Source organism: Brevibacillus thermoruber 423, assembly GCF_000454065.1.
Classification (GTDB): domain Bacteria; phylum Bacillota; class Bacilli; order Brevibacillales; family Brevibacillaceae; genus Brevibacillus; species Brevibacillus thermoruber.
In genome coordinates this window covers 352805-374293 of the sequence record NZ_KE695651.1, presented here as the reverse complement: position 1 = coordinate 374293, position 21489 = coordinate 352805, and the positions used below count along the sequence as shown (strand labels likewise).

The window sequence follows — 21489 nt, the reverse complement described above, 5'->3', positions numbered from 1 at the left end:
CGAAATAAGCTTTCCCCCAGTGAAAACGCTATTATTTCACGAACGATAAATTCGTTTTTACCAGTAATGTTCCTTTTTTGTGTTCTTTGTACTTGACGGCCGCATGCCCTCGTGATATTGTAAATAACAAATCTGAAACTGCTTGAATACTTCAACAACGATGACGAAGAGATGCCTGGCACGGGAAACCCTCAGAGAGCCGATGGTCGCTGCGAATCGGTGGTTCCCTCCAAGGATGAGCACTTCCGAGTTGTTGCGCTGAACCGATGTCCCGGGCATCCAGTAGGCGCGAACGGTTGATCCGTTATCTCTCAGGTCCCGTACCTGGCAAGGTTCTTCTTTGCGAAAAGAAGAACGAATGAGGGTGGCACCGCGAAGCAAGCCTCTCGTCCCTCACTGTTCCGCGAACAGGAGCAGTGTGGGAACGGGAGGTTTTTTGCATATGTACTTGTCAAGGAGGAGAGAAACACATGTTTGCCGACAAAATGATCCTGCGCATACCCGGCCCTACCCCCATCCCCCCTCGCGTCCAGCAGGCGATGAACCAGCCGATGATCGGCCATCGCAGCGGACAGTTTTCCGCGCTGTTCGCCCGCACCGCCGAGCGGCTGAAGCCGTACTTCGGCACGAGCCAGGACGTGTTCATCCTGGCCGGCAGCGGTACCAGCGCATTGGAGATGAGCGTGGTCAACACGCTGCAGCCGGGCGAAGAAGCGGCGATTCTGGTGAGCGGCGCGTTTGGCGAACGGTTCGCCAAAATCTGCGAGCGGTTCGGCGTGGTTGCCCACCGCCTGGAAGTTCCCTGGGGGAAGGCGGTCACTCCGGATCTGCTGCAGGCGTTTCTGGCTGACAAGCCGCATGTAAAAGCCGTCTTCGCCACCTACTGCGAAACGTCCACCGGCGTACTCAACCCGATCCGCGAACTGGCACAGGTGGTGCGCCAGCATTCGGACGCGCTGTTCATCGTGGATGCGGTAAGCTGCCTGGGCGCGGTCGCCTGCGAAATGGACGCCTGGGGCGTGGACATCGTCGTGACCGGTTCGCAAAAGGCGTTCATGCTGCCGACCGGATTGGCGTTCCTGGCCGCGAGCGAGCGTGCCTGGCAGGTGATTGACCAGAAAAAGCCGCTGGCCTTTTACCTCGACTTGAAGGCCTACCGCAAAAGCCTGGCCGAGAACACGACGCCGTACACGCCGGCCGTCTCGCTGGTGTTCGGCCTGGACGAAGTCTGCTCCATGCTGGAAGAAGAGGGACTGCCCGCCATCATCAAGCGGCATGAAGTGATGCGCGACATGACCCGCGCCGCGATGCGGGCGCTGAACGTGCCGCTGATGGCCGAGGACGCGTACGCTTCTCCGACCGTCACCTCGTGCGATCCCCAAGGGGCGTTCGACGCGGAGGAACTGAGGAAAGTGCTCCGCACCCGCCACAACATCGTGATCGCCGGCGGCCAGCAGCACCTCAAGGGCAAGATTTTCCGCATCGGCCACATGGGCTACTGCGAACCGCTCGACGTGCTGCAGGTGATCGCCGCCATTGAACTGTCGCTTCGTCAAATTGGTGCTCCCGTGGAACTGGGGGCAGGTGTCAAAGCTGCACAGGAGGTGCTTCTTGCTCATGTATAAAATCCTGATTACCGACCCGCTGAGCGAACACGGCATACAACAACTGCTCGACGCCCCCGACGTGGAAGTGGTGCGGCAACCCAACCTCTCTCCCACTGATCTGCTATCCGTGATCGGGGACTACGACGCCCTGCTCGTCCGCAGCCAGACGCAGGTGACCGCCGAGGTGCTGGCCGCCGGCAAGAAACTGAAAGTGGTGGGACGCGCCGGCGTGGGCGTAGACAACATCGACATCAACGCCGCCACCGAAGCCGGGGTGGTCGTCATCAACGCTCCCGACGGCAACACGGTCTCCACGGCGGAGCACTCCTTCGCCATGCTGATGGCCGTCGCCCGAAACATCCCGCAGGCGCACAAAAAACTGACGGAGGGAACCTGGGACCGAAAAAGCTTTCAGGGCGTTGAGCTGAACAACAAGGTGCTGGGCATCATCGGCCTGGGCCGGATCGGAACGGAGGTGGCCAAGCGGGCCAAGGCGTTCGGCATGACCGTGCTGGCCTACGACCCGTTCCTGACGGAAGAACGCGCGCAAAAACTGGGCGTCACCCACGCCACCGTGGACGACATCTGCCGGCAGGCCGATTTCATCACCGTCCACACCCCGCTGACGAAGGAAACGCGCCATATCATCAGCTCCCGCGAGTTTGCCAAAATGAAGGACGGCGTTCGCATCATCAACTGTGCCCGCGGCGGCATTATTGACGAAAAGGCTTTGTACGAAGCCATCCTGACCGGCAAGGTGGCGGGAGCGGCCCTGGACGTGTTTGAAGTGGAACCGCCGGTGGACAACCCGCTGATCGGCCTGCCGCAGGTCGTCGTCACTCCCCACCTGGGCGCCTCCACCGTGGAAGCGCAGGAGAACGTGGCGGTCGACGTGTCGGGCGAAATTCTCAAGGTGCTGCGCGGCGAGCCGTTCAAAAACGCGGTCAACCTCCCGTCCATACCGGCCCACGTCATGGAACGCCTGCAGCCGTACTTTACGCTCGGCGAAAAACTGGGGCACTTCCTGGCACAGGTGACGGTCGGCTCGATTCAGGAAATCGCCATCGCCTACAGCGGCGAACTGACCGATGTGGACACGGCACCGCTGACCCGGACCGTGCTGAAAGGCGTGCTCTCCTTCCGCCTGGGCGAAGAGGTGAACTACGTCAACGCTCCGCTCCTGGCCAAAGTGCGCGACATTACCGTCACGGAGAAAAAATCGGCGCACAATCGCGGATTTACCAACCTGCTGACGGTCACGCTGAAGACCACGCAGCAGACGCGTACGGTCGCCGGTACCCGCCTCAACGGCTACGGGGCGCGGATTGTCAAGATCGACGACTTTGCCATCGACGTGGCACCGGAAGGGTACCTACTGTACATCCACCACAACGACCGTCCCGGCGTCATCGGCCGCGTCGGATCGATTCTCGGCAGCAACGACGTCAACATCGCCACCATGCAGGTGGGGCGGCGCGACATGGGCGGCGACGCGATCATGATGCTCTCCGTCGACAAGCCGGTCTCCGCCGAACTGCTGGACACCATGGGCGAACTGCCGGAAGTGAAAAGCGTGACGCAGATCGAACTGTAGGCGCGACCGCTCGCCGCAGGATCTCCTTTGCACGGCCTGGTCTCATGCACCAGGCCGTTTCTTTACCTGACCAAACGGGTACAGGTATAATAGTACAAGACCAGCCAATTCATGAGAGGAGATCGTTATGGCAAACCAGGCACTGCTCGCCATCGGCATTTTTTTGGTTACATACGCATTCATCATCAGTGAAAAGCTTCACCGCACCATCGTCGCCATGGCCGGCGGAATCCTCATGGTCCTGTTTGGCATTGTCAACCAGGAGCAGGCGATCGAGCACATCGACTTCAACACGCTCGGCCTCCTGATCGGGATGATGATTCTCGTCGCCGTCACGGCGAAGACGGGCGTCTTCAAGTACATGGCCATCCGCGCCGCCAAGGCGGCCAAGGGCAATCCCGTGCGCATTCTCGTCTACCTGAGCGCCATCACGGCCGTGACCTCCGCATTCCTGGACAACGTCACCACCGTGCTGCTGATCGTGCCGGTGACCTTCAGCATCGCCCGGCAGCTCCAGGTGAACCCGATGCCCTATTTGATCAGCGAGATTATCTCGTCCAACGCGGGCGGCACGGCCACGCTGATCGGGGATCCACCCAACATCATGATTGGAAGCGCTGTCCCGGAACTGGACTTCATGGCCTTCCTGGTCAACCTGGCGCCCATTGTCGCGATCATCATGGTCGCCACGATCGGCTGTTTTGTGCTGCTGTACCGCAAGCAGCTCGTCGCGTCGCCGGAACTGCAGGCCCAGATCATGAACCTGAACGAACGCGACGAAATCACCGATGTCACGCTGCTGAAAAAGTCACTGGCCGTGCTGGCGCTGACGATTATCGGCTTCATGCTGCACAGCGTGCTTCATCTGGAAACGGCAACGATCGCCCTGAGCGGGGCGTTCCTGCTGCTTCTGCTCACCGGTGAGCACTACCTGGAAGACGCGATCAGCCAGGTGGAGTGGACCACCATCTTTTTCTTTGTCGGCCTGTTCGTCCTCGTCTCCGGTCTGGTTCACACCGGCGTGATCGCCAAACTGGCGGAGGAGGCCATACACCTGACCGGCGGCAATGCGCTGCACACCTCCCTGCTGATTCTCTGGCTGAGCGCGATTGCGTCCGCGTTTGTAGACAACATTCCGTTCGTCGCCACGATGATCCCGATGATCAAGGAAATGGGCGCACTGGGCATCACCAATCTGGAACCGCTGTGGTGGAGCCTGGCGCTGGGTGCATGCCTGGGCGGCAACGGCACGCTGATTGGCGCCAGCGCAAACGTGATCGTCGCCGGACTGGCCGAGAAGGAAGGGCATCACATCAGCTTCCTGGGATTTCTGAAAGTGGCGTTTCCGCTGATGATCATGTCCATCATCCTGTCGCATGTGTACGTCTATCTGCGGTATTTTGTCTTGTAGGAAAAAGGCTGCATGGGCAGGAAACAAAAACGGCTCCCGCGGGAGCCGTTTTTGTTTTGGAGAGATCAGGCTTCGCCTGTCCCCCTGCCGGGGCGGCGAAGCCTTGTGGTTCGCTATTCGATGATGGAGAGAATCTCGCGCACGTCGTTGAGAATGTAATCGGCCCGTTCTTCTTCAAACTTGCGGCGGGCCTCCTGTCCTGACAAGCCGGTCAGTGTAGCCGCAAAGCGACAGCCGATGGCGCGGGCGGCCAGCAGATCCGCCAGCGAATCGCCGACGATCAGCACCTCGTCGCCGTTGGCAATCGGCAGCGGTTGGCCAAGAACCTCGCGATTGGGCGTGGACAGCCCCAGCAGCCCTTTCAGGTAGGAAAACGGATGCGGCTTGGACAGCGGCGCGCTGGCCGGGAACTCCTCTTCCGCTTCCAACACGTGGCTGGCGGTCACCACTCGTTCCGGATCAAACCATTCCAGTACCTGCAGTTCGCTGAGCGGGACATGCGTCTCGATCGTGGGACGTCCCGTGCCGATGCCGAGCGTATACCCCTTCTCCTTCAACGTGCGAAACAGGCTGCGCAGTTCTTCCGGGCTGACGATCGGGATTTCGTCGGTCAAAAACCCCTTTTTCCCCGGCTGGTGCGTTTCGCGACCGATGGACGCGGCCACTCGTTCATCACCCAGGTACCATTCCTGGAACGTCTCCTGGCACAGGCGCCACAAGTCGCTGTTGCGCGAGAAGGCGTTGGTCACGACGCCGCAGCGCTCAAACGCAATCTGGTTCAGATAGAGCAGCATTTCCGCCTTCTGCGCGGAGCCTCGGGCAAAATCCTTGGTAAACTTGGCGTATTCAACGGTAAAGTCAGGGACGTACGCCTTGGCCCACTCCGACAGTCGGGCGAGCTGGGCGCGGTTCAACTGGCCGGCCAGCAAATCGGTGGCCTGCTGCCCCAGTGCCGGTTTCAGGGCTTCGCACAGCCGGATCACCTGGTAGGCGAAGGTCAGGTACACCATATCCCAGTTGGAATTGATGCCGCGCGACTTGATGAAGGTGAGCACGTCGTCGTCGGCAAAGACGAGCCGGCGGACGCGCCGGATCTCCGCTTCTTCCGGACAGGGCGTAAACGTGTCCCCCGCCAGGCCGAGATAGCGCGGGCTGTGCAGCATTTCCCAGACAGTCAGGGCGGAAGCGTCAAAATAGCGCTCTTCACTCAGCATGACGCCGTCGACGTCAAACAGTATCGTCTTGATCATTTCTCTCCACTCCTATTTGTGCTTGGTTTTGTCAGGCAAGGCGATGGTAAAGGTCGTGCCTTCCCCCAGTTTGCTCTGCACGCTGATCGTTCCGCCGTGGGCTTCCACCAGGTTTTTGGCGATGGCCAATCCCAGTCCGGTGCCGCCCGCTTTGCCCCGCGTCCGCGCCTTGTCCGCCTTGTAAAAGCGCTCAAACACAAACGGCAGGTCTTCCTGCGGAATGCCGCTGCCCGTGTCGCTCACCTCCAGCAGGAGCGTCTTGTCTCCCCGGGCGCGAAGGGTCACCGTCCCCTTGTTGGGGGTGTGGCGCAGCGCGTTGTCGATCAGGTTGGTCAGCACCTGCTCCATCCGGTCGGGATCGACGAGCGCTGTCGTCTGCTCCGTGTCGATTTCGAGCAGCAGATGAATCTCGCGTTCCCTCGCCAGGTTGGTAAATTTCCGTTGAATACGCTCCAGGTAGGGGCGAAGCTCGATTCGCTCCAGACTCAATTCGACATGGCCGGCTTCCATCCGGGCCAGGCTCAGGAGTTCGTTGACCAGCTTGGTCATGCGGACCGACTCGTCGTAAATGATCCGGGCCAATTCCTTGTGCTCCTCCGGGGAGGCGGCGATATCGTCCACGATCGCTTCGCTGTACCCCTGCAGCATGGACAGCGGCGTGCGCAGTTCGTGCGACACGTTGGCGACAAAGTCGTTGCGCATCTTGTCCAGCTTTCGCTCCCGGGTCATGTCGCGCAGCACGGCCACGGCCCCGCGAATCTGCTCCCGGTCGTTCAGCGGTACCATCACCAGCGACCAGATTCGGCCCTGGACGGGCAGATCCTCCGTCACCTCCTGGCCGGTCTGCACCACCTGCTGATAGAAGGCAAACAGCGGAACCGGTTCATCCGGGTGCTCGTACTTCCAGTCGCGCAGAAAGTGTTCGGCCGGCGGGTTGGCGACGGCGATTTTCCCCTGCTCGTCGATCATCACCACGCCGTCCACCATGCTGCGCAGGACGCTGGCCAACTGCTCCTTTTCCTTGGAAAGGGCGTCCACCAGTTGGTTCAACCGGCTGGCCATGGTGTTGAACGAAGCGGCCAGTTCGCCGATCTCGTCCGTCGTCCGGATCGGGATCTCGGCGTGAAAATCCCCTTCCGCGATCCGATGCGCTGTCTCTTTCATCTGGCGCAGCGGAAAAGTGATGCGCGACGACAGGAAAAAGGCGAAGACCGTCGTCAAGATGAAACCGATGACGCCGACGACGAAAATCAGCTTGCGCACTTCCCGCACCGTATCGTCGAAATCTTCAATCGCCTGGTACATGACGATCGAGCCCCGCATGCCTGGAGATAGCTCGATCGGAACGGCCACGGCCAAAATCTGCATCCGCGCGTTCCGGTCGTTGGGATTGTCGGTGAAGAGGATGCGTCCCGGCGCGGGGTGTTTGCCGGCCAGGGCCTCGGCCAGCTTCAGCTCCGGAGCCGCGAGAAGCTGCTCCACCGGGACCATCGGCTCCCCTCTGCCTTCACTTTTGCCCACGAGCTTGCCCGTTTGATCGACCATCACCAGGCCGGTGCGGTGAATGACGCCGAAGCTGGAGGCGATGTCGAGCGCCGCCCGCTTGTCCGGGTAGGCGGCCAGGCTCTCGGACAGACCTTCCGCCAATTCCTGCAGGTTTTTCGTCTGCCGGTGAAAGTAAAAGGAGTCAAACGACTGGACCAGCATCAGACTGAACAGCGTCAGCACCAGGGCAAACAGCGCGATGATGGTCATCCACAGCTTGCCGACAACGCTTTTGAAAATGACGTCCACGTTACTTCGGCACCTCAAGTTTGTAGCCTACGCCCCAGACCGTGGCGATCATCTGCGCCGCGGCCGGCGAGACGCGGTTCAATTTTTCCCGAAGCCGCTTGATGTGCGTGTCCACGGTGCGCAGATCGCCGAAAAACTCGTAATGCCATACGTCTTTCAGGAGCTCCTCGCGGGTGAAGACCTTGTCCGGCGACAGCGCCAGGTAATGCAGCAGCTCGTATTCTTTGGGCGTCAGGCTCACTTCCTGCCCGCTGGCGATCACCTTGTGGGCGTCATGGTCAATCGTCAGATCGGGGAAAACGAGGACCGAATGGCTGTTGAACGTATCCGTCTTCAGGTACGCGGTAGCCGAAGAACGGCGCAGGATGGCCTTGACGCGGTAGACGACCTCACGCGGGCTGAAAGGCTTGACGACGTAATCGTCCACGCCGGCCTCGAAGCCGTGAACGCGGTTGGTCTCTTCCCCTTTGGCTGTCAGCATGACGATCGGCGTCGCTTTGTGCTCGCGGATTTTTTGGCACACCTCGATGCCGTCCATGCCGGGCAGCATCAAGTCGAGCAAAATGATGTCGTAGTCGGTCGCCAGCGCCATCTCCAACGCCTGTTCCCCGTTGTCCGCTTCGTCAATGACAAAAGCTTCTCGTTCCAGGTACATTTTCAACAGACGGCGAATGCGTTCCTCGTCATCCACCACTAGAATGCGTGCCGCTTTTTCCATACCATACACCTCTTGGGTCCATGTTATCAATCGAATGTGAATCAGATAGTCCAAAAAGCTGGCGGACAGACCAGCTTTTTACGACGTATGCCTGCGCTACACCCCTGCGTAGGAATGCAGACCGGCGATCACCAGGTTGACCACCACCAGCGTGATCAGGATGATGACGAACCCGATGACGGACATCCAGGCCGATTTGGCGCCGATCCAGCCGCGCGACAGGCGCAGGTGGAGGTACGCGCTGTAAAACAGCCAGACGATCAGCGCCCACACCTCTTTGGGGTCCCAGCCCCAGAAGCGGCCCCATGCCTCTTCTGCCCAGATCATGGCGAAAATCAGCGCTCCCAGCGTAAACACGGGATAGCCGATGCTGATCGCGCGATAGCTGATTTCGTCCAGCAGTTCCGGATCGATGCCGTTCAGCGAAGGCTGCATGACCGCCCCCAGCCGTTTGCGGAAAACCAGCCGCAGGATACCGTACAGGACCAGACCGGAGATGACGGACCAGAGCATCGTATTCAGCTTCCGGGCCGCATCTTTGCCTTCCATCCAGGCGGGCGCCTCGAACAGCGGCGTCATCGGTCCCGCTTTGACAACCGTGGAGCCGTTCGGCGCGACGATGGCCGGCAGGGTGTACTCTACCTTCATTTTCTCCATCTGACCCTGATTGTTCTCCTGCTCCTGGTTCAGTTCAAAGACGGTCTTGTGATCCAGGCGGGCAAATGTGGAGTCCATGCCGATGAAGCCGACCAGCATCAGCACCACGGCCAGGACAAATTCCAGCCAGCGGGTGCTCTTCGTCGCCCTGTCCTGCGGAACGGTCCGCACCAGGTACATCAGCCCGGCGGCAAAGCCGACCGCCAAAATGCCCTCGCCCAGCGCTGCCGTGGTCACGTGAATGTGCAGCCAGTAGCTCTGCAGCGCCGGGATCAGCGGCGTCACCTCTTTGGGAAAGACGTACGAGTACGCCAGCATGATGACCCCCAGCGGCAGCACGAACATGCCGATTACGGTCAGCTTGTAGATGCGGTAGATGATCAGGTAGGCCAGGATAATACAGTAGTCCAGAAACGCGATAAATTCGAACATGTTGCTGGTCGGGCTGTGGCCGCCGGCAATCCATCGCGTCACCACGTAGCCGGTTTGGGCGAGAAAGCCGATCACCGCCAGCCAGTAGGCGGTCCGGCCATACTTCAGTTCGTGCTGTTTCGGATCGCGTCCCGCCCAGTTCTTCCCCGTCATCGCGACGACGAACACAATCGACGAGAGCACGTACAGCACAAAGGCGATATCCAGTAGCCAATCACTCAGTTGGATGAGCTGCACGTCCAGTTACCCTCCTTGGAGCCGCTTACGCTTTCGATCTGTCTTCCAGCGCGATCGGCAGCTCCGTCTGTTCAATCAAAGTTTGCATCTCCCGGCGCAGTCCGTACCAGTTTTTGTTGGTGTGGCCAGCCAGGAGCAGCCGTCCCTCATGAAACTGCACCCATATCCGGCGGTGCTGCCAGAAGAAGCCCATCACCACGCCGATCATGAAGATGATCGCGCCGAAGTAGATCACGGGAACGGCCTTGTCGATGCGCACCATCAGTCCCGAGATGTCGATCAGGTCGGGCATCTTGATCTCCAGCGTGTAACGGGAGTCGGCTTTCTGCGTGATGATCGTGCCGCGCAGGTACACCATCTTCTCCCGCACGTTGTCTTTTTCCGAGATCACTTCCAGCGCGAACATCGGATTATTCGGCAGGTTGGTCTTCGTCGCCGGTTTGTTGTCCGGCCCCATGATAAAGTCGGGGAAGTACTCCAGTACGCGAACCTTGATCCCGTCGCCCACCTGCAGTTCCGGATTGGGCTCGTAGAGATCCAGCTTGATCGGCCCGACCGGTTTGCCGCCGGCCTGCCTGTCGATCAGGACAAAATTGAGGGCGCCCAACTGCATCTCCTGCACGCCCGACTGGACCAAAGACAGGTCTTCATAGATCATGGGATGGTTCACCACGATCGGTCCCCGCTTCACCTCGATCAGCTCCGGCTTGGCACCGGGCAGATCGGCGTTTTTGTTCAGGTAGAGAATCGCGTCCGTCTGGAACTTTTTCGGAATCGCGCCCCCGTTCAGATCGAGCTTTTGCGGCATCTCTTCTTCCGACCAGTACTCGGTATGGTACGCCACGTTTTTTACGTAATACGGGGTATCCGGCACCGCCACCGTCTGCCCCTCGCGCACCCAGACGAACTGGTCCAGGTAAAAGCCGGGGATATTCCGCATCAGGACGCCAATCAGGAAAATAATCAGTCCAATGTGGTTGATGTAGGGCCCCCAACGGCTGAAGCGCCCTTTTTCCGCCATCAGCGCGTCGCCGTCGCGGAAGATGCGGTAGCCTTTTTTCCGCAGGGCTTCGGCGGCCTTGTCGGCGACCGCACCCGGCTGCGTCTCGGCGGAAAGCTCCGCTTCGCCGTACAGCTTTTGCCCTTTCAGGAACGAGACATGCTGGTTGACGCGCGGTTTGTTCAGCGCCTTGTAGAGCGGGATCACCCTGTCCAGACTGCAGATGACCAGGGACGTGCCCAAGGCGACCAGCAGCGTGACAAACCACCACGACGAGTACATGTTGTGGAATCCCAACGCGTAGTAGATCTGCCCCAGCGTTCCGTAGGTCTCGCTGTAGAACCGGGCGACGTCCGCCTCCGTCGGCACCGGCACGGGGATGTACTGCTGCTGCGGAAAGATGGTACCGATGGCGGAGGCGATCAAGATAACGATGATGATGCCAATGGCGACCTTGACGGATGAGAAGGTGTTCCACACCCGGTCAATCAAGGTATTGGTATAGGTCTGGGATCGGCGGGCCATCCCTTCGTAACGCATGTCGGGAAAGGCGGCCTGTCCGACCTGTGCAGCCTCTCCGGTCTGTGCGGTCAGCTCCTGCTCCAGCGGCCTGCCGCACGATTCACAGAGCAGCGTGCCGACCGGATTGGCATGTCCGCATTCACATTTTCGCTGATCCATGTTGCTCCTCTCTTACGGCAAGATTTTGGCCACTTTTTGGGCGATCATGTCCTCGTTCAACTGCCCGACGAAAATTTCCTTCACTTCTCCGTCCGGATCGATGAAAAACGTCGTCGGAATCGGTCCGATGCGATACAGCTTGGTGATTTGCGACTCGCGGTCCAGCAGGATCGGGAAGGTCACGCCAAACTGCTTCACAAACGGTTCCACGGTGATCGGCGATTCCCCGATGTTCACGCCCACAACCACCAGTCCCTTGTCTTTGTACGCTTCGTACTGCTTCTGCAGGGCGGGCATTTCCTGTTTACAGGGGCCGCACCACGTCCCCCAGAAGTTGAGCACGACGCCTTTTCCCCTCAAATCGGACAGGGTGATGGACGCGCCGTTTAGCTGTTCCAGGCTGAAATTGGGGGCGTCCCTGCCCACTTTCACGGCGTTGGGGTCCTTCACAAAGCTGGAATAGACGGCGAAGACCAGCGCCACCAGCAAAACGCCCAAAACAGCCACTCTGATGTATGTGCGATTGCTCTTGTCCATGAATGTCCAAACTCCCATCTGTGCCTGTTGCCGGCCTGTTTGCTTCCTTATTTTATTATAGCGTTCCTTGATTTTCCGCCAGCGCACAAGATATGAACAGATTTTGAACGTCTCGCGCCGGATCAGCGGCGGTGCGGCGGGATTTTGCGGTCCCGGGTCAGGCCCCGTTTCAACCGCTCCACTTCCGCCGTCGTCAGCGGCCGGTACTGTCCCGGCTCCAGTCCTTCCAGCGTGAGGAAGCCCAGCTTGACGCGCTCCAGGGTCAGCACCGGATGGCCGATCGCTTCGCACATTCGGCGGACCTGGCGATTGCGCCCTTCGTGAATGGTCAGCTCCAGCAGCGCCCGATCCCCGGCGGCCGACGTCTTCAGCAGTCTTGCCCGCGCGGGAGCCGTCATGCCGTCCTCCAGCTTGATTCCGCGCGCCAGCCTGTCCACTTTTTCCGGGCTGGGCACTCCTCTCACCCAGGCGCGGTACACCTTGTCGATCTCGTACGAGGGGTGTGCCAGCATGTTGGCCAGTTCCCCGTCGTTTGTCATCAGCAGCAGGCCCGACGTGTCGTAGTCCAGCCGTCCCACCGGATAGACCCGTTCCTTTACCCCTTTCAACAGATCGGTGACGACGCGCCGGCCCTGCGGATCGGAGACGCTGGTGATGACGCCGGTCGGCTTGTACAGCAGCAGGTAGACGTGCTGTTCCAGGCGAACCGGTCGGCCGTCCACGGCGATCCGGTCCGTGCCGGGATCGACCCGCGTTCCCAGTTCCCGCACCACTTTGCCGTTCACCTGCACCCGGCCCTGCACGATCAATTCTTCGCAGTGGCGGCGAGAGGCGACGCCGGCGTGTGCCAACACTTTTTGCAACCGTTCCATGGATGGTTCACCTCTACAACATCATACCCATTCTTACCAGTGTGGACAAGAAAAACGAAAAAACTTCCCTCGACCGGGAAGTTTTCCAGCCAGCCCATCACGGCTCAGCCAAAGACGTACGTAACGATCAGCAGCGAAAAGATTACGCCCGCCAGATCCGACCACAGCCCGACCCGCAGGGCGTACGCGGAATGGCGGATGCCTACCGCGCCGAAGTAGACGGTCAGCACGTACAGCGTCGTATCCGTGCTTCCCTGCATGGTGGCGGCCAGCCTGCCGATAAACGAATCGGGGCCGTACTGGGCGATGAGGTCGGTGGCCACCGCCAGCGACCCCGTGCCGGTGAGCGGGCGAAGCAGCGCGAGCGGGACGATCTCCTCCGGCACGTGCAGCACCGCGAGCAGCGGTTTCAGGACGGAGAGCAGCAGTTCCAGCGCTCCCGATTCACGGAACATCGTGACGGCCACCATCATCGCGATCAGATGGGGAAGGATGCGGATGGACGTGGTCAGCCCGCCTCTGGCTCCGTCGACAAACGTCTCGTACACGGGAATCCGCCTGTGCCAGCCGTACAGCAGCACGAACGCGATCGTGACCGGAATGGCCCACAGCGAGATCAGGGAAACCCATTGGTACATACCGGCTTCCCTCCTTTATTTCAGCCTGCGGGTGTGACGGTATCGGTACCAGCGATCCAGCAGCAGGGCGACAGCCGTGGCGCCGAACGACGCCAGCAGCGTCGTGCCCACGATTTCGACCGGATGGGCCGAACCGTACTGCATGCGAATCGCGATCATGGTCGTGGGAATCAGGGTAATGCTGGCCGTGTTGATCGCCAACAGCGTGCACATGGCCGGCGTGGCGTGCTGCTTGTCGGGATTCAGTTTTTGCAGTTCCTCCATCGCCTTCAGTCCCATCGGCGTGGCCGCGTTGCCCAGCCCGAGCAGATTGGCGCTCATGTTGGACAAAATGTAGGCCATGGCCGGATGTCCGTTCGGCACGTCGGGAAACAGCCGGTTGATGAGCGGCGCCAACAGCCGGGCGAGCACGTCCAGAAGCCCCGCTTTCTCGGCAATGCGCATCAAGCCCATCCAGAACGCCAGCACGCTTACCAGCCCGAACGCGACGGTCACCCCCGTTTTGGCTCCTTCAAACGCCGCCTGATTGACCGCATCCAGCCGTCCGTTGACGGCGGCCACCACGATGCTGATGACGATCAGGGCGAGCCAGATGACGTTAAGCACTCCACATCCCTCCCGCCATGATCTCCCAGACATGGTCCCAGAACGACCGCGTCCGCCCGGGCGTCGAGGCCGGCGACGAATCCTGTACGGTGAGCGGCACCCGGCCGATCAACCGGTCACCGAGATACACCTGCAAAAACCCGACGTGACTGCCGACCATCCGCTTCGTCACGGACGGCTGAACCAGCTCCACCTGCGTGCGGAGCTGTTCGGCCTCGCCGTTTTGCAGCGGATAGGCGAACTCGTTGATCGTCACCAGGCGGAGGGACGGTTCGTCTGCCGCAAACCCCGCCTGGACCGTTTGCCCCTTGGTAACAACCCTGCTCACGGCAAAGTGCTCAAACCCCCAGTCCAACAGCTTCATCGAGTCGTTCCAGTCATCCGGCGCATTGAGCGTGATCGCCGCCAACTGCCGACCGTCCCGCGTCGCGGAGGAAGCCAGACAGCGTTTGGCCAGCTTGGTGTAGCCGGTCTTCACTCCGTCCGCGCCGTTGTACAGATGAAGCAGCTTGTTTTTGTTCTGCAAACGCCGGTCCCATTTTTCCCCTTCCCACGAGATGCTCTTCACCTTGGTCGAGACGATCTGGCGAAAGACGGGATTGTGCAGCGCGTAGGCGGAGAGCTTGGCCATATCCTCGGCGGTGGAATAGTGCATGTTGCTGTCGTCGAGACCGTGCGGATTGGTGAAGTTGGTGTGGGTCATGCCGATCAGCGCCGCCTTTTCATTCATCAGGTAGACGAATCCGGGCACCGATCCGCCGACGTGATGCGCCACGGCCACGGCGGCGTCGTTGCCGGAGCGGAGCATCAGCCCGTACAGCAGTTCTTCGAGCGTCAGCTTTTCGCCCTGCTTGAGGTAGATCGAGGAGCCGTCCACCCCGACTGCCTCCTTTGGCACGGTCACGACGTCCTGAAGCCGGCCCGACTCGATCGCCACAATCGCCGTCATGGTTTTGGTCAGGCTGGCGATCCGCATTTTTTTCGATCCGTTTTTGGCGTACAGGATGCGCCCGCTGGCCACATCGATCAGGGCGGCCGCTTCCGCGGAGACGTCGGGGGGGCCGTCTGCGGCCTCCACCTGCTGCTGCATGAGGAGCATCTGCCAAAAAAGAAAAACGACGAGTACGCCGGACAGTTTTTTCCGCACTTTCATAACGTCCTCCCCAACGATTGTAGTACCGGCAGTTTGTACCAGTATATGGGGACGAGTCGTTTGATAGTACCGAAACTGTCCGCAGGCGACTAGTCGTTTGTCGTCTCTTCCGCTTTTCCAAACAGGGCGGACGCCTCCATCCGGGCTTCCTCGATGTTCAGGTTGACGGGCGGCTCGGGCAGATCGCTCAATTCCCGCAGCCCGAAATGTTCCAAAAACTCCTTGGTCGTGGCGTACAGGATCGGGCGCCCCACGCCTTCCGCCCGGCCCGCTTCGCGAATCAGCTGCTTGGAGAGCAGCGTGTTCAGCGCCTTTTCGCATTTGACGCCGCGAATCTCCTCGATTTCCGAGCGGGTGATGGGCTGCTTGTACGCGATGATCGCCAGCGTCTCCAACGCCGCCTGGGAAAGCGTGGACTGGCTGGGCGATGAAGCCAGCCGCTCAAAATAGGGCGCGTGCTCAGGCAGGGTGGTCAGTTGGTAGGCGCGGGCCACCTCCACGATCTGAATGCCGCGTCCCGCACGGCGAAAATCCGCTTTCATGTCCTCGATCAAATCGACGACCGTTTCTTCCGGCACTTCGATTATCTCGCTGATTTGCTTGGCGTCAATGCCCTCGTCGCCCGAGATGAACAGCAAGCCCTCGATGACGCCTTTCAGCTTGTCATAGTCCATCGGCTTGGGCTCCTTTCTCCGTATTCTCGCAGATCATGATGTCGTGAAACAGCTTGTGCTGCACGCAGGTGACGTGTTTGGCCTTCATCAGCTCCAGCAGGGCGAGAAACGTGGTGACGATCTCCGTGCGCGACGCCCCCGGCGAGAAAAGCTGGAAAAAGCGGATCATGCCGCCGCCCACCCGCAAAAGCTGCCGGATTTCCTTCATTCTGTCCTTGATGGAAATCTCGTCGCGCGACACCTTGGCGATCGGGTCCCTCTCCTTGACCCGCTTCACCAGCTTTTCCAGCGCGCTCAGCAGGTCGTACAGGGTGACGTCCTTGATCGTCTGCTCCTCTTCGCGGACGTAGGGGGACAAGTCTTCCGCCGGACGCGTGAACACCTGGTTGCGCCCCGTCTCCATCTCGCGGAGCTGATCGGCCAACAGCTTGTACCGTTTATACTCCAGCAGCCGCTGCACCAGTTCCTCGCGCGGGTCGGCCTCTTCCACGTCCATGTCCAAAAGCGGTTGAAACACGTGCTCTTCCTTTCGCGGCAGCAGCATCTTGCTTTTGATCGACAGCAGCGTGGCCGCCATCACGACGAACTCGCTGGCCACATCCAACTGAAGCTGCTGCATCGTGTCGATCGTCGCCAGATACTGCTCGGTAATCTCCGCGACCGGGATGTCGTAGATGTCCACCTCCGCCTTTTCGATCAGGTGCAGAAGCAGGTCGAGCGGGCCTTCAAAGGAATCTAGTTTGATGCTGTATGACACAAGTAACTCCCTCGTTTCCCACTGGCTAGAACAGCGATAAAATGGCGGTAGCCGCATCTACCACCCACGAGACGGTCATGCTCAGCGGCGCATTCAGAATCAGGCCCCGCAGAGCCGGCAGGAAGATCAGCAGCAGCAGGAGCCACGGTCCGTAAACCTCCAGCTTGTAAAAGAATCCGTCCCAGCGGCGCGGCGAAAGAAAACGGACGATTTTGGAGCCGTCCAGGGGATGGATGGGCAGCAGGTTGAACACAAACAGCGCGCAGTTGATGAGCACGCAGTTGAACAGCGTTTCATGAATGGCGACGGCAGCCATTTCGTGCATGCCCGCAAGCACGTTCGATTGCGCCACCCAGCCGTAGATCGTCATGAAGAAAACGGCCAGCACCAGGTTGATCAGCGGCCCGGCCGCCGACACGTAGACGATCCCCAGCCGTTTGTTGCCGCGGAACTGCAGCGGGTTGATCGGCACGGGCTTGGCCCAGCCAAACGGTCCGAACAAAATCAAAATCAGCCCGAACGGATCGATGTGGGGAATCGGATTGAGCGTCAGGCGCCCTTCCCGCTTGGCCGTGTCATCCCCCAGCTTCCAGGCCACGTAGGCGTGCGCCCACTCGTGCAGCGTAAAGGCGATGACGAACGCGATCAAGCGAAACGGCACCGTCTCCCACTCAAAGTGAAACAGATTAGGAAAGTCCATTCCGTTCTCCTCCGAAAAAGTCGCTATCTTCTAGCATACCAGCAGACTCGGAGGGTTACAACCCCGAGTGCGGAGGAGAACGGGTCGCTCAGACAAGCAGCGCGCGTTTGGAGCAGGTGACCGGGAGCGGGCTCATCCCTGTGTGTTTTCCACGTTGAGCGGGAGCACCCGCACTTCCAGCCGCTTGTTGTTCTTCCCTTTGCTTTTTACGTCCGTGATCTCCAGTCGGCCGATCTCCCCGGTTCGTTTGACATGGGTGCCGCCGCACGCCTGCTCGTCAACGGAATCGATCGACACCAGCCGCACTTCCCTGATCGAGGGAGGCAGCAGGCTGACCACCGTTTTGATGATCCCGGGGATGCGCTCCGCCTCTTCCCTGCCGATGGTCCGGTACGAGATGGGATGATCGGCGGCGATCACGCGGTTGGTTTCCGCGACGATCTCATCCAGTTCCGCCGGCGTCAAGTCATGAAGCTGGTTAAAATCGATGCGGGCCCGCTCCGGGTAAATCTGGTTGCCGGTGCAGAGGGCGCCGTACTTCTTGTATACGACCGCTGCCAACACGTGCAGCGACGTGTGGAGACGCATCATTCCATACCGGCGCTGCCAGTCGATTCTGGCCGTGACCGGACCGGCCGCCAGTCCTTCCGGTTCCTTGACGTAATGGACGATCCGGCCGCCCTCCCGCTTCACCTGGTAGACGTCAAACAGCCGTCCGTCCTGTTCAAGCGTCCCGGTGTCGCATTCCTGTCCGCCGCCCGTCGGATAAAACATCGTCTGATCGAGGATCACCTTTTCGCCGGAAATCTCCACGATGCGAGCCGCACATTCACAACGATAGCTGTCCTCCAGAAATAGTTCTGCTGTCACAAGACATCCCTCTGGATCCGTAGAAGTTAGTAAGCTAACTACGTTTGTGGAGCTGCAAAAAAACGGTTCATCATGCTGAACCGCTGCCCTGTCACGACCTGAGCCACTATCGGATGGCTGTGCCGCAAGTTGTCCGGTTTTTCCGCTCCCGATGCCGGTCGTTTGTTCACTACCTACGTTTTATCACAGGATCGGAAATGCTGTAAACCCAGAGAAACCCAGATGAACGAAGCGGCTCCTGCTCCCCCCTCTCCGTTCTCCTGGCGCATGGGGACACGTCTGCCCTTTTGGCATGACAAAATCCCCTCCGGCAGACTGTCTTCGCCCCTGTCCTCACCTGGGCGTTTTCCCGCAGTCCACCGCGAGGGGATTCGATTGCGCAACGGTTGTGTTCCCTTGCCGTTATTCGGCGAACACTTCCACTTTTTCCATTCTGTCGCCCTGCTTGATCGCATCCACGTGCTCCATGCCTTTCGTCACGCGGCCGAAAACGGTATGTACGCCGTCCAGGTGCGGGAAGGAGTCATAGCAGATGAAGAACTGGCTTCCGCCGGTATCCTTGCCCGCGTGCGCCATCGACAGGGAGCCGCGCAGATGCTTGTGCGGATTGCCTTCGGTCTCGCACTTGATGGTGTAGCCCGGTCCGCCTGTTCCCGTCCCGTACGGGCACCCGCCCTGCGCCACGAAGCCCGGGATGACGCGGTGGAACGTCAGGCCGTTGTAGAATCCCGAATTTGCCAATTTTTCAAAATTGGCCACCGTTCCCGGCGCTTCCTGATCGAACAGTTCCAGTTCGATCTGGTTGCCGTTTTCCATGGTGATCAGCGCTTTTTTCATTCCATTGCCTCCAGACGTGGGAAGAGTCATAACGCCCCCATTTTACCACGCTGCTCTGCCCGCGTCCAATCTCTTTCGCTGTCATTCGCTTCCGCGCACTCCCTGTCCTGGTCGGAGACAAAGACGGTTCCGGGCCGCTCCTTCGCCAGCCGTTTGACCCATGCCGCCTGCTGCGCGATTTCCTCCACGCTGCCAAACCTGCCGGGAAGCAGGCTGACGCCGGCCATCGACATCGACAGGATCGAGTCGTCGCTGACCCGCCGTTTCTCATAGATGTCGGCGAAGTACGACCCGAACTGCTCGATCAGAAACGCGACGATCGGTTCCGCACACTCCGGGGTGGTGATGACGATAAAGTCGTCGCCGCCAATGTGGCCGATAAAATCGTGATGAGTGCCAAAGCGCTTCACCCCTTCTTTCAAGAGCGCCGCCGTCCGGACGATGATCTGATCGCCCACTTCGAAGCCGTACCGGTCGTTGAACCACTTGAACCTGTCGAGATCGCAGTAGATGACCGTCTGCGCCTCGTTTCGCCTGAGCCGATGATCCAGCACCCGCTCGATCTGCAGGTTGCCGGGCAGGCCGGTCAGCGGGTTGGCCGATGTAGCCAATTCCAGCTTGATGGAGGCCAATTTGTCCAAGAGACTCTGGACCGTGATGATGCCGACGTATTCCTCCTCCTCGCCGGTGATGATCACCACGTCGTAGAGGTGGTACGCGTCCCGGGCCATCGCCCGTTTGGCCACGTCGTCGATCTTGTCGTCCTTTTTGGCCGTGAGCGGATTGGTGTTCATGATGTGCGAAACGGGACGTTCGTAGTACAGCGGGATGCCGTACGGGCCGCCCAAGATCTTGTAGAGCTGAAAGCGCATCACCAGTCCGATCGGCTTGCCGTCTTCCAGGACGACCACGCTCTCGATCCGCTGGTTTTGTTCAAAGATGTGATGAACGCGCCGCACCTTGGCGTATTTGTCGACGCACACCGTCTTGCTCAAAATGTCGGTCATATCGGGCGTAACCCCCAGCGGGATTGGCTCCCTTGCCGTGCGCGTTTCCTGCGCCGTGCGGATCACGTTCATCGCCCGGCCGGAGACCTGCGCCATCCCCCTCGCCGGCCGGCCCAGATAGTAGCCCTGGCCGTAGGGGACACCCAGTTCCATCAGCGTTTCCAGCTCCCGTTCGGTCTCGATCCCTTCGGCGATGATCTTGCACTTGACCTTTTCGGCGAACTGGACGAATGTCTCCAGCAGCGCCTGCTTGATCGAATCCACATCAATGTTGCGAATGAGCGACATGTCCAGTTTGATGTAGTCGGGGTAAATCTCCGTGATGGACTCGAGGCTGGAATACCCGGCCCCCGCGTCATCGACGGCGACCAGATACCCTTTTTTCCGATATTCTTCGATGATCTTGCGGAACGCCGCGTAATTGGTAATCGCGTGCCGCTCCGTGATCTCCAGCACGATGTTGCGGGGATTCAGCCTGTACCGTTCCAACAATCCCAACACGTCCCCCCGCAGCAGATACGGATCGTCAATCGCGCGTGGATCGATATTGATGAACAACTTTTGGCTGGTTTTCAGATAGCGCAGTTGTTCCAACGCCCGTTTGCGGCAGATGTGTTCCAGCCGAAACACCATATCCGTCTCTTCCGCGTAGGAGAACAGCGCCGCCGGGGAGTAAAAGGGCGTGTTCTGCGGCCCCCTGGCCAACGCCTCCCACCCGAGCGGTTCAGCGTCGCGCAGCGAGACGATCGGCATGTAGTGCATGTCGATGTTTTCGTCCTGAAGCAGGCGGTGAAACTGCGTCACATGGGTGTACTTCTCCGAGGTGACGCCGTATTTGGCCATGTGCACAGCATGCTTGACCGAGGTGTACATCTCCTTGACCACGTCAACACCCGGGAAACGGGCATACCCGATGTGGACCCGCAGGTCTTCGCGATGGACAAAACGGACCTGGCGGTTTACCTGCATCTCCATCCGTTCCTGAAAGCTGATCGACATCAGCCGGCACTCTTCCTCTTGAAAACCGGAGGAAAATGAGACGTAGACGGCAAAGTCGTCCCCCCACAGCCTTTGGATCGCCAACACCTTTCCCTTGATCTCAAACACGTCTCGGCAGACCTCGGGCAGCGTCCGCTCAAAAATATGCAGGACCCGCTTGGCGGCCGTGTCCCCGTACCGGTTTTCAATCGCCGTCATTTTGACGATGTCTGCGTAAAACAAAACAACGGCGGCGCCTTTGCCCACCTCCTGTGCAATCATGGATGTAAGGCGGGGGCGCCTGTCCAGGGAAAGGATGGAGAAGCGCTGAAGCCGATTGAGCAACGTCGACCACATGGTGGATCTTTCCTCCTCGCTCCCCAGTATGGCAGGCCACTCTTGAGATCATGTAAACCCACGATTAATAAATGGTGAACAATTCCCCGCCGGGACGCAAAAAGCCTTCCCGATGTCGGGAA

At 59.7% G+C, this 21489-nt stretch carries 19 protein-coding genes and 1 other annotated feature; of the genes, 3 read left to right on the top strand and 16 right to left on the bottom strand.

All coding sequences use genetic code 11. The annotated features are described in order from the left end of the window. Positions 1-151 precede the first annotated feature (151 nt). Positions 152-397 (top strand) — a binding site (T-box leader). Positions 398-470: 73 nt separating this feature from the next. The 3 genes from M516_RS0113255 (at position 471) to M516_RS0113245 (ending at position 4612) form a co-directional block, all read left to right on the top strand. After that, positions 471-1625: a pyridoxal-phosphate-dependent aminotransferase family protein gene (locus M516_RS0113255; protein WP_029099559.1), complete on the top strand. Its 1155-nt coding sequence runs from the start codon at positions 471-473 to the stop codon at positions 1623-1625. Further along, positions 1618-3201, top strand: coding sequence for a phosphoglycerate dehydrogenase (gene serA / locus M516_RS0113250; protein ID WP_029099558.1), 1584 nt, complete (start codon positions 1618-1620; stop codon positions 3199-3201). Before M516_RS0113255 ends, serA begins: the two co-directional genes overlap by 8 nt. Before the next feature lie 127 nt (positions 3202-3328). Then, positions 3329-4612, top strand: coding sequence for an ArsB/NhaD family transporter (locus tag M516_RS0113245; protein ID WP_029099557.1), 1284 nt, complete (start codon positions 3329-3331; stop codon positions 4610-4612). A gap of 113 nt (positions 4613-4725) precedes the next feature. Here M516_RS0113245 and M516_RS0113240 read toward each other — a convergent pair whose 3' ends face one another. The 16 genes from M516_RS0113240 to M516_RS23455 form a co-directional block, all read right to left on the bottom strand. Next, positions 4726-5862, bottom strand: coding sequence for an HAD family hydrolase (locus M516_RS0113240; RefSeq protein ID WP_029099556.1), 1137 nt, complete (start codon positions 5860-5862; stop codon positions 4726-4728). A 12-nt stretch (positions 5863-5874) separates the two neighbouring features. Then, positions 5875-7656 carry an ATP-binding protein gene (locus M516_RS0113235; RefSeq protein WP_029099555.1) on the bottom strand — a complete coding sequence of 594 codons (1782 nt, stop codon included), beginning with the start codon at positions 7654-7656 and terminating at the stop codon, positions 5875-5877. 1 nt (position 7657) lies between these two features. Further along, positions 7658-8374, bottom strand: coding sequence for a response regulator transcription factor (locus M516_RS0113230; protein WP_029099554.1), 717 nt, complete (start codon positions 8372-8374; stop codon positions 7658-7660). 96 nt (positions 8375-8470) lie between these two features. After that, positions 8471-9700, bottom strand: coding sequence for a cytochrome c biogenesis protein CcsA (gene ccsA, locus M516_RS0113225; protein ID WP_029099553.1), 1230 nt, complete (start codon positions 9698-9700; stop codon positions 8471-8473). Between the two features lie 25 nt (positions 9701-9725). After that, on the bottom strand, positions 9726-11381 hold the full coding sequence (gene resB / locus M516_RS0113220; protein WP_029099552.1) for a cytochrome c biogenesis protein ResB: 1656 nt from the start codon (positions 11379-11381) through the stop codon (positions 9726-9728). Positions 11382-11393: 12 nt separating this feature from the next. Next, complete coding sequence (gene resA, locus M516_RS0113215; RefSeq protein WP_029099551.1) at positions 11394-11918, bottom strand: thiol-disulfide oxidoreductase ResA; 525 nt, start codon at positions 11916-11918, stop codon at positions 11394-11396. Between the two features lie 122 nt (positions 11919-12040). After that, positions 12041-12790 carry a pseudouridine synthase gene (locus M516_RS0113210; RefSeq protein ID WP_029099550.1) on the bottom strand — a complete coding sequence of 250 codons (750 nt, stop codon included), beginning with the start codon at positions 12788-12790 and terminating at the stop codon, positions 12041-12043. A 104-nt stretch (positions 12791-12894) separates the two neighbouring features. Beyond that, a complete protein-coding gene (locus M516_RS0113205) occupies positions 12895-13428 on the bottom strand; it encodes a spore maturation protein (protein ID WP_029099549.1) in 534 nt (177 codons plus the stop codon). 15 nt (positions 13429-13443) lie between these two features. Continuing rightward, complete coding sequence (locus M516_RS0113200) at positions 13444-14034, bottom strand: nucleoside recognition domain-containing protein (RefSeq protein ID WP_029099548.1); 591 nt, start codon at positions 14032-14034, stop codon at positions 13444-13446. Continuing rightward, the gene (locus M516_RS0113195; protein WP_029099547.1) at positions 14027-15187 is read right to left on the bottom strand and encodes a D-alanyl-D-alanine carboxypeptidase family protein; all 1161 of its coding nucleotides are present in this window, start codon (positions 15185-15187) and stop codon (positions 14027-14029) included. Before M516_RS0113195 ends, M516_RS0113200 begins: the two co-directional genes overlap by 8 nt. An 89-nt stretch (positions 15188-15276) precedes the next feature. Next, positions 15277-15861, bottom strand: coding sequence for an SMC-Scp complex subunit ScpB (gene scpB / locus M516_RS0113190; RefSeq protein ID WP_029099546.1), 585 nt, complete (start codon positions 15859-15861; stop codon positions 15277-15279). Beyond that, positions 15851-16618: a segregation/condensation protein A gene (locus tag M516_RS0113185; protein WP_029099545.1), complete on the bottom strand. Its 768-nt coding sequence runs from the start codon at positions 16616-16618 to the stop codon at positions 15851-15853. The genes scpB and M516_RS0113185 overlap by 11 nt, the downstream gene beginning before the upstream one ends. A 25-nt stretch (positions 16619-16643) precedes the next feature. Then, positions 16644-17318 carry a site-2 protease family protein gene (locus M516_RS0113180; protein WP_029099544.1) on the bottom strand — a complete coding sequence of 225 codons (675 nt, stop codon included), beginning with the start codon at positions 17316-17318 and terminating at the stop codon, positions 16644-16646. A gap of 132 nt (positions 17319-17450) precedes the next feature. Next, positions 17451-18188, bottom strand: coding sequence for an alanyl-tRNA editing protein (locus M516_RS0113175; RefSeq protein ID WP_029099543.1), 738 nt, complete (start codon positions 18186-18188; stop codon positions 17451-17453). Positions 18189-18590: 402 nt separating this feature from the next. Beyond that, positions 18591-19025, bottom strand: a complete 435-nt coding sequence (locus M516_RS0113170) for a peptidylprolyl isomerase (RefSeq protein WP_029099542.1) — start codon at positions 19023-19025, stop codon at positions 18591-18593. Positions 19026-19051: 26 nt separating this feature from the next. Next, entirely contained in the window at positions 19052-21367 is a 2316-nt protein-coding gene (locus tag M516_RS23455) for a GGDEF domain-containing protein (protein ID WP_051188214.1), read from the bottom strand. Positions 21368-21489 lie beyond the last annotated feature (122 nt).

Bases quoted from the DNA above. Each gene is read 5' to 3' on its own strand.
- M516_RS0113210 (WP_029099550.1), bottom strand. From the start codon at position 12,790: ATGGAACGGTTGCAAAAAGTGTTGGCACACGCCGGCGTCGCCTCTCGC.
- M516_RS0113230 (WP_029099554.1), bottom strand. From the start codon at position 8,374: ATGGAAAAAGCGGCACGCATTCTAGTGGTGGATGACGAGGAACGCATT.
- resB (WP_029099552.1), bottom strand. From the start codon at position 11,381: ATGGATCAGCGAAAATGTGAATGCGGACATGCCAATCCGGTCGGCACG.
- M516_RS0113195 (WP_029099547.1), bottom strand. From the start codon at position 15,187: ATGAAAGTGCGGAAAAAACTGTCCGGCGTACTCGTCGTTTTTCTTTTT.
- M516_RS0113245 (WP_029099557.1), top strand. From the start codon at position 3,329: ATGGCAAACCAGGCACTGCTCGCCATCGGCATTTTTTTGGTTACATAC.
- M516_RS0113170 (WP_029099542.1), bottom strand. From the start codon at position 19,025: ATGAAAAAAGCGCTGATCACCATGGAAAACGGCAACCAGATCGAACTG.
- M516_RS23455 (WP_051188214.1), bottom strand. From the start codon at position 21,367: ATGTGGTCGACGTTGCTCAATCGGCTTCAGCGCTTCTCCATCCTTTCC.
- resA (WP_029099551.1), bottom strand. From the start codon at position 11,918: ATGGACAAGAGCAATCGCACATACATCAGAGTGGCTGTTTTGGGCGTT.
- M516_RS0113255 (WP_029099559.1), top strand. From the start codon at position 471: ATGTTTGCCGACAAAATGATCCTGCGCATACCCGGCCCTACCCCCATC.
- scpB (WP_029099546.1), bottom strand. From the start codon at position 15,861: ATGGACTATGACAAGCTGAAAGGCGTCATCGAGGGCTTGCTGTTCATC.
- M516_RS0113205 (WP_029099549.1), bottom strand. From the start codon at position 13,428: ATGTACCAATGGGTTTCCCTGATCTCGCTGTGGGCCATTCCGGTCACG.
- M516_RS0113240 (WP_029099556.1), bottom strand. From the start codon at position 5,862: ATGATCAAGACGATACTGTTTGACGTCGACGGCGTCATGCTGAGTGAA.
- serA (WP_029099558.1), top strand. From the start codon at position 1,618: ATGTATAAAATCCTGATTACCGACCCGCTGAGCGAACACGGCATACAA.
- M516_RS0113180 (WP_029099544.1), bottom strand. From the start codon at position 17,318: ATGGACTTTCCTAATCTGTTTCACTTTGAGTGGGAGACGGTGCCGTTT.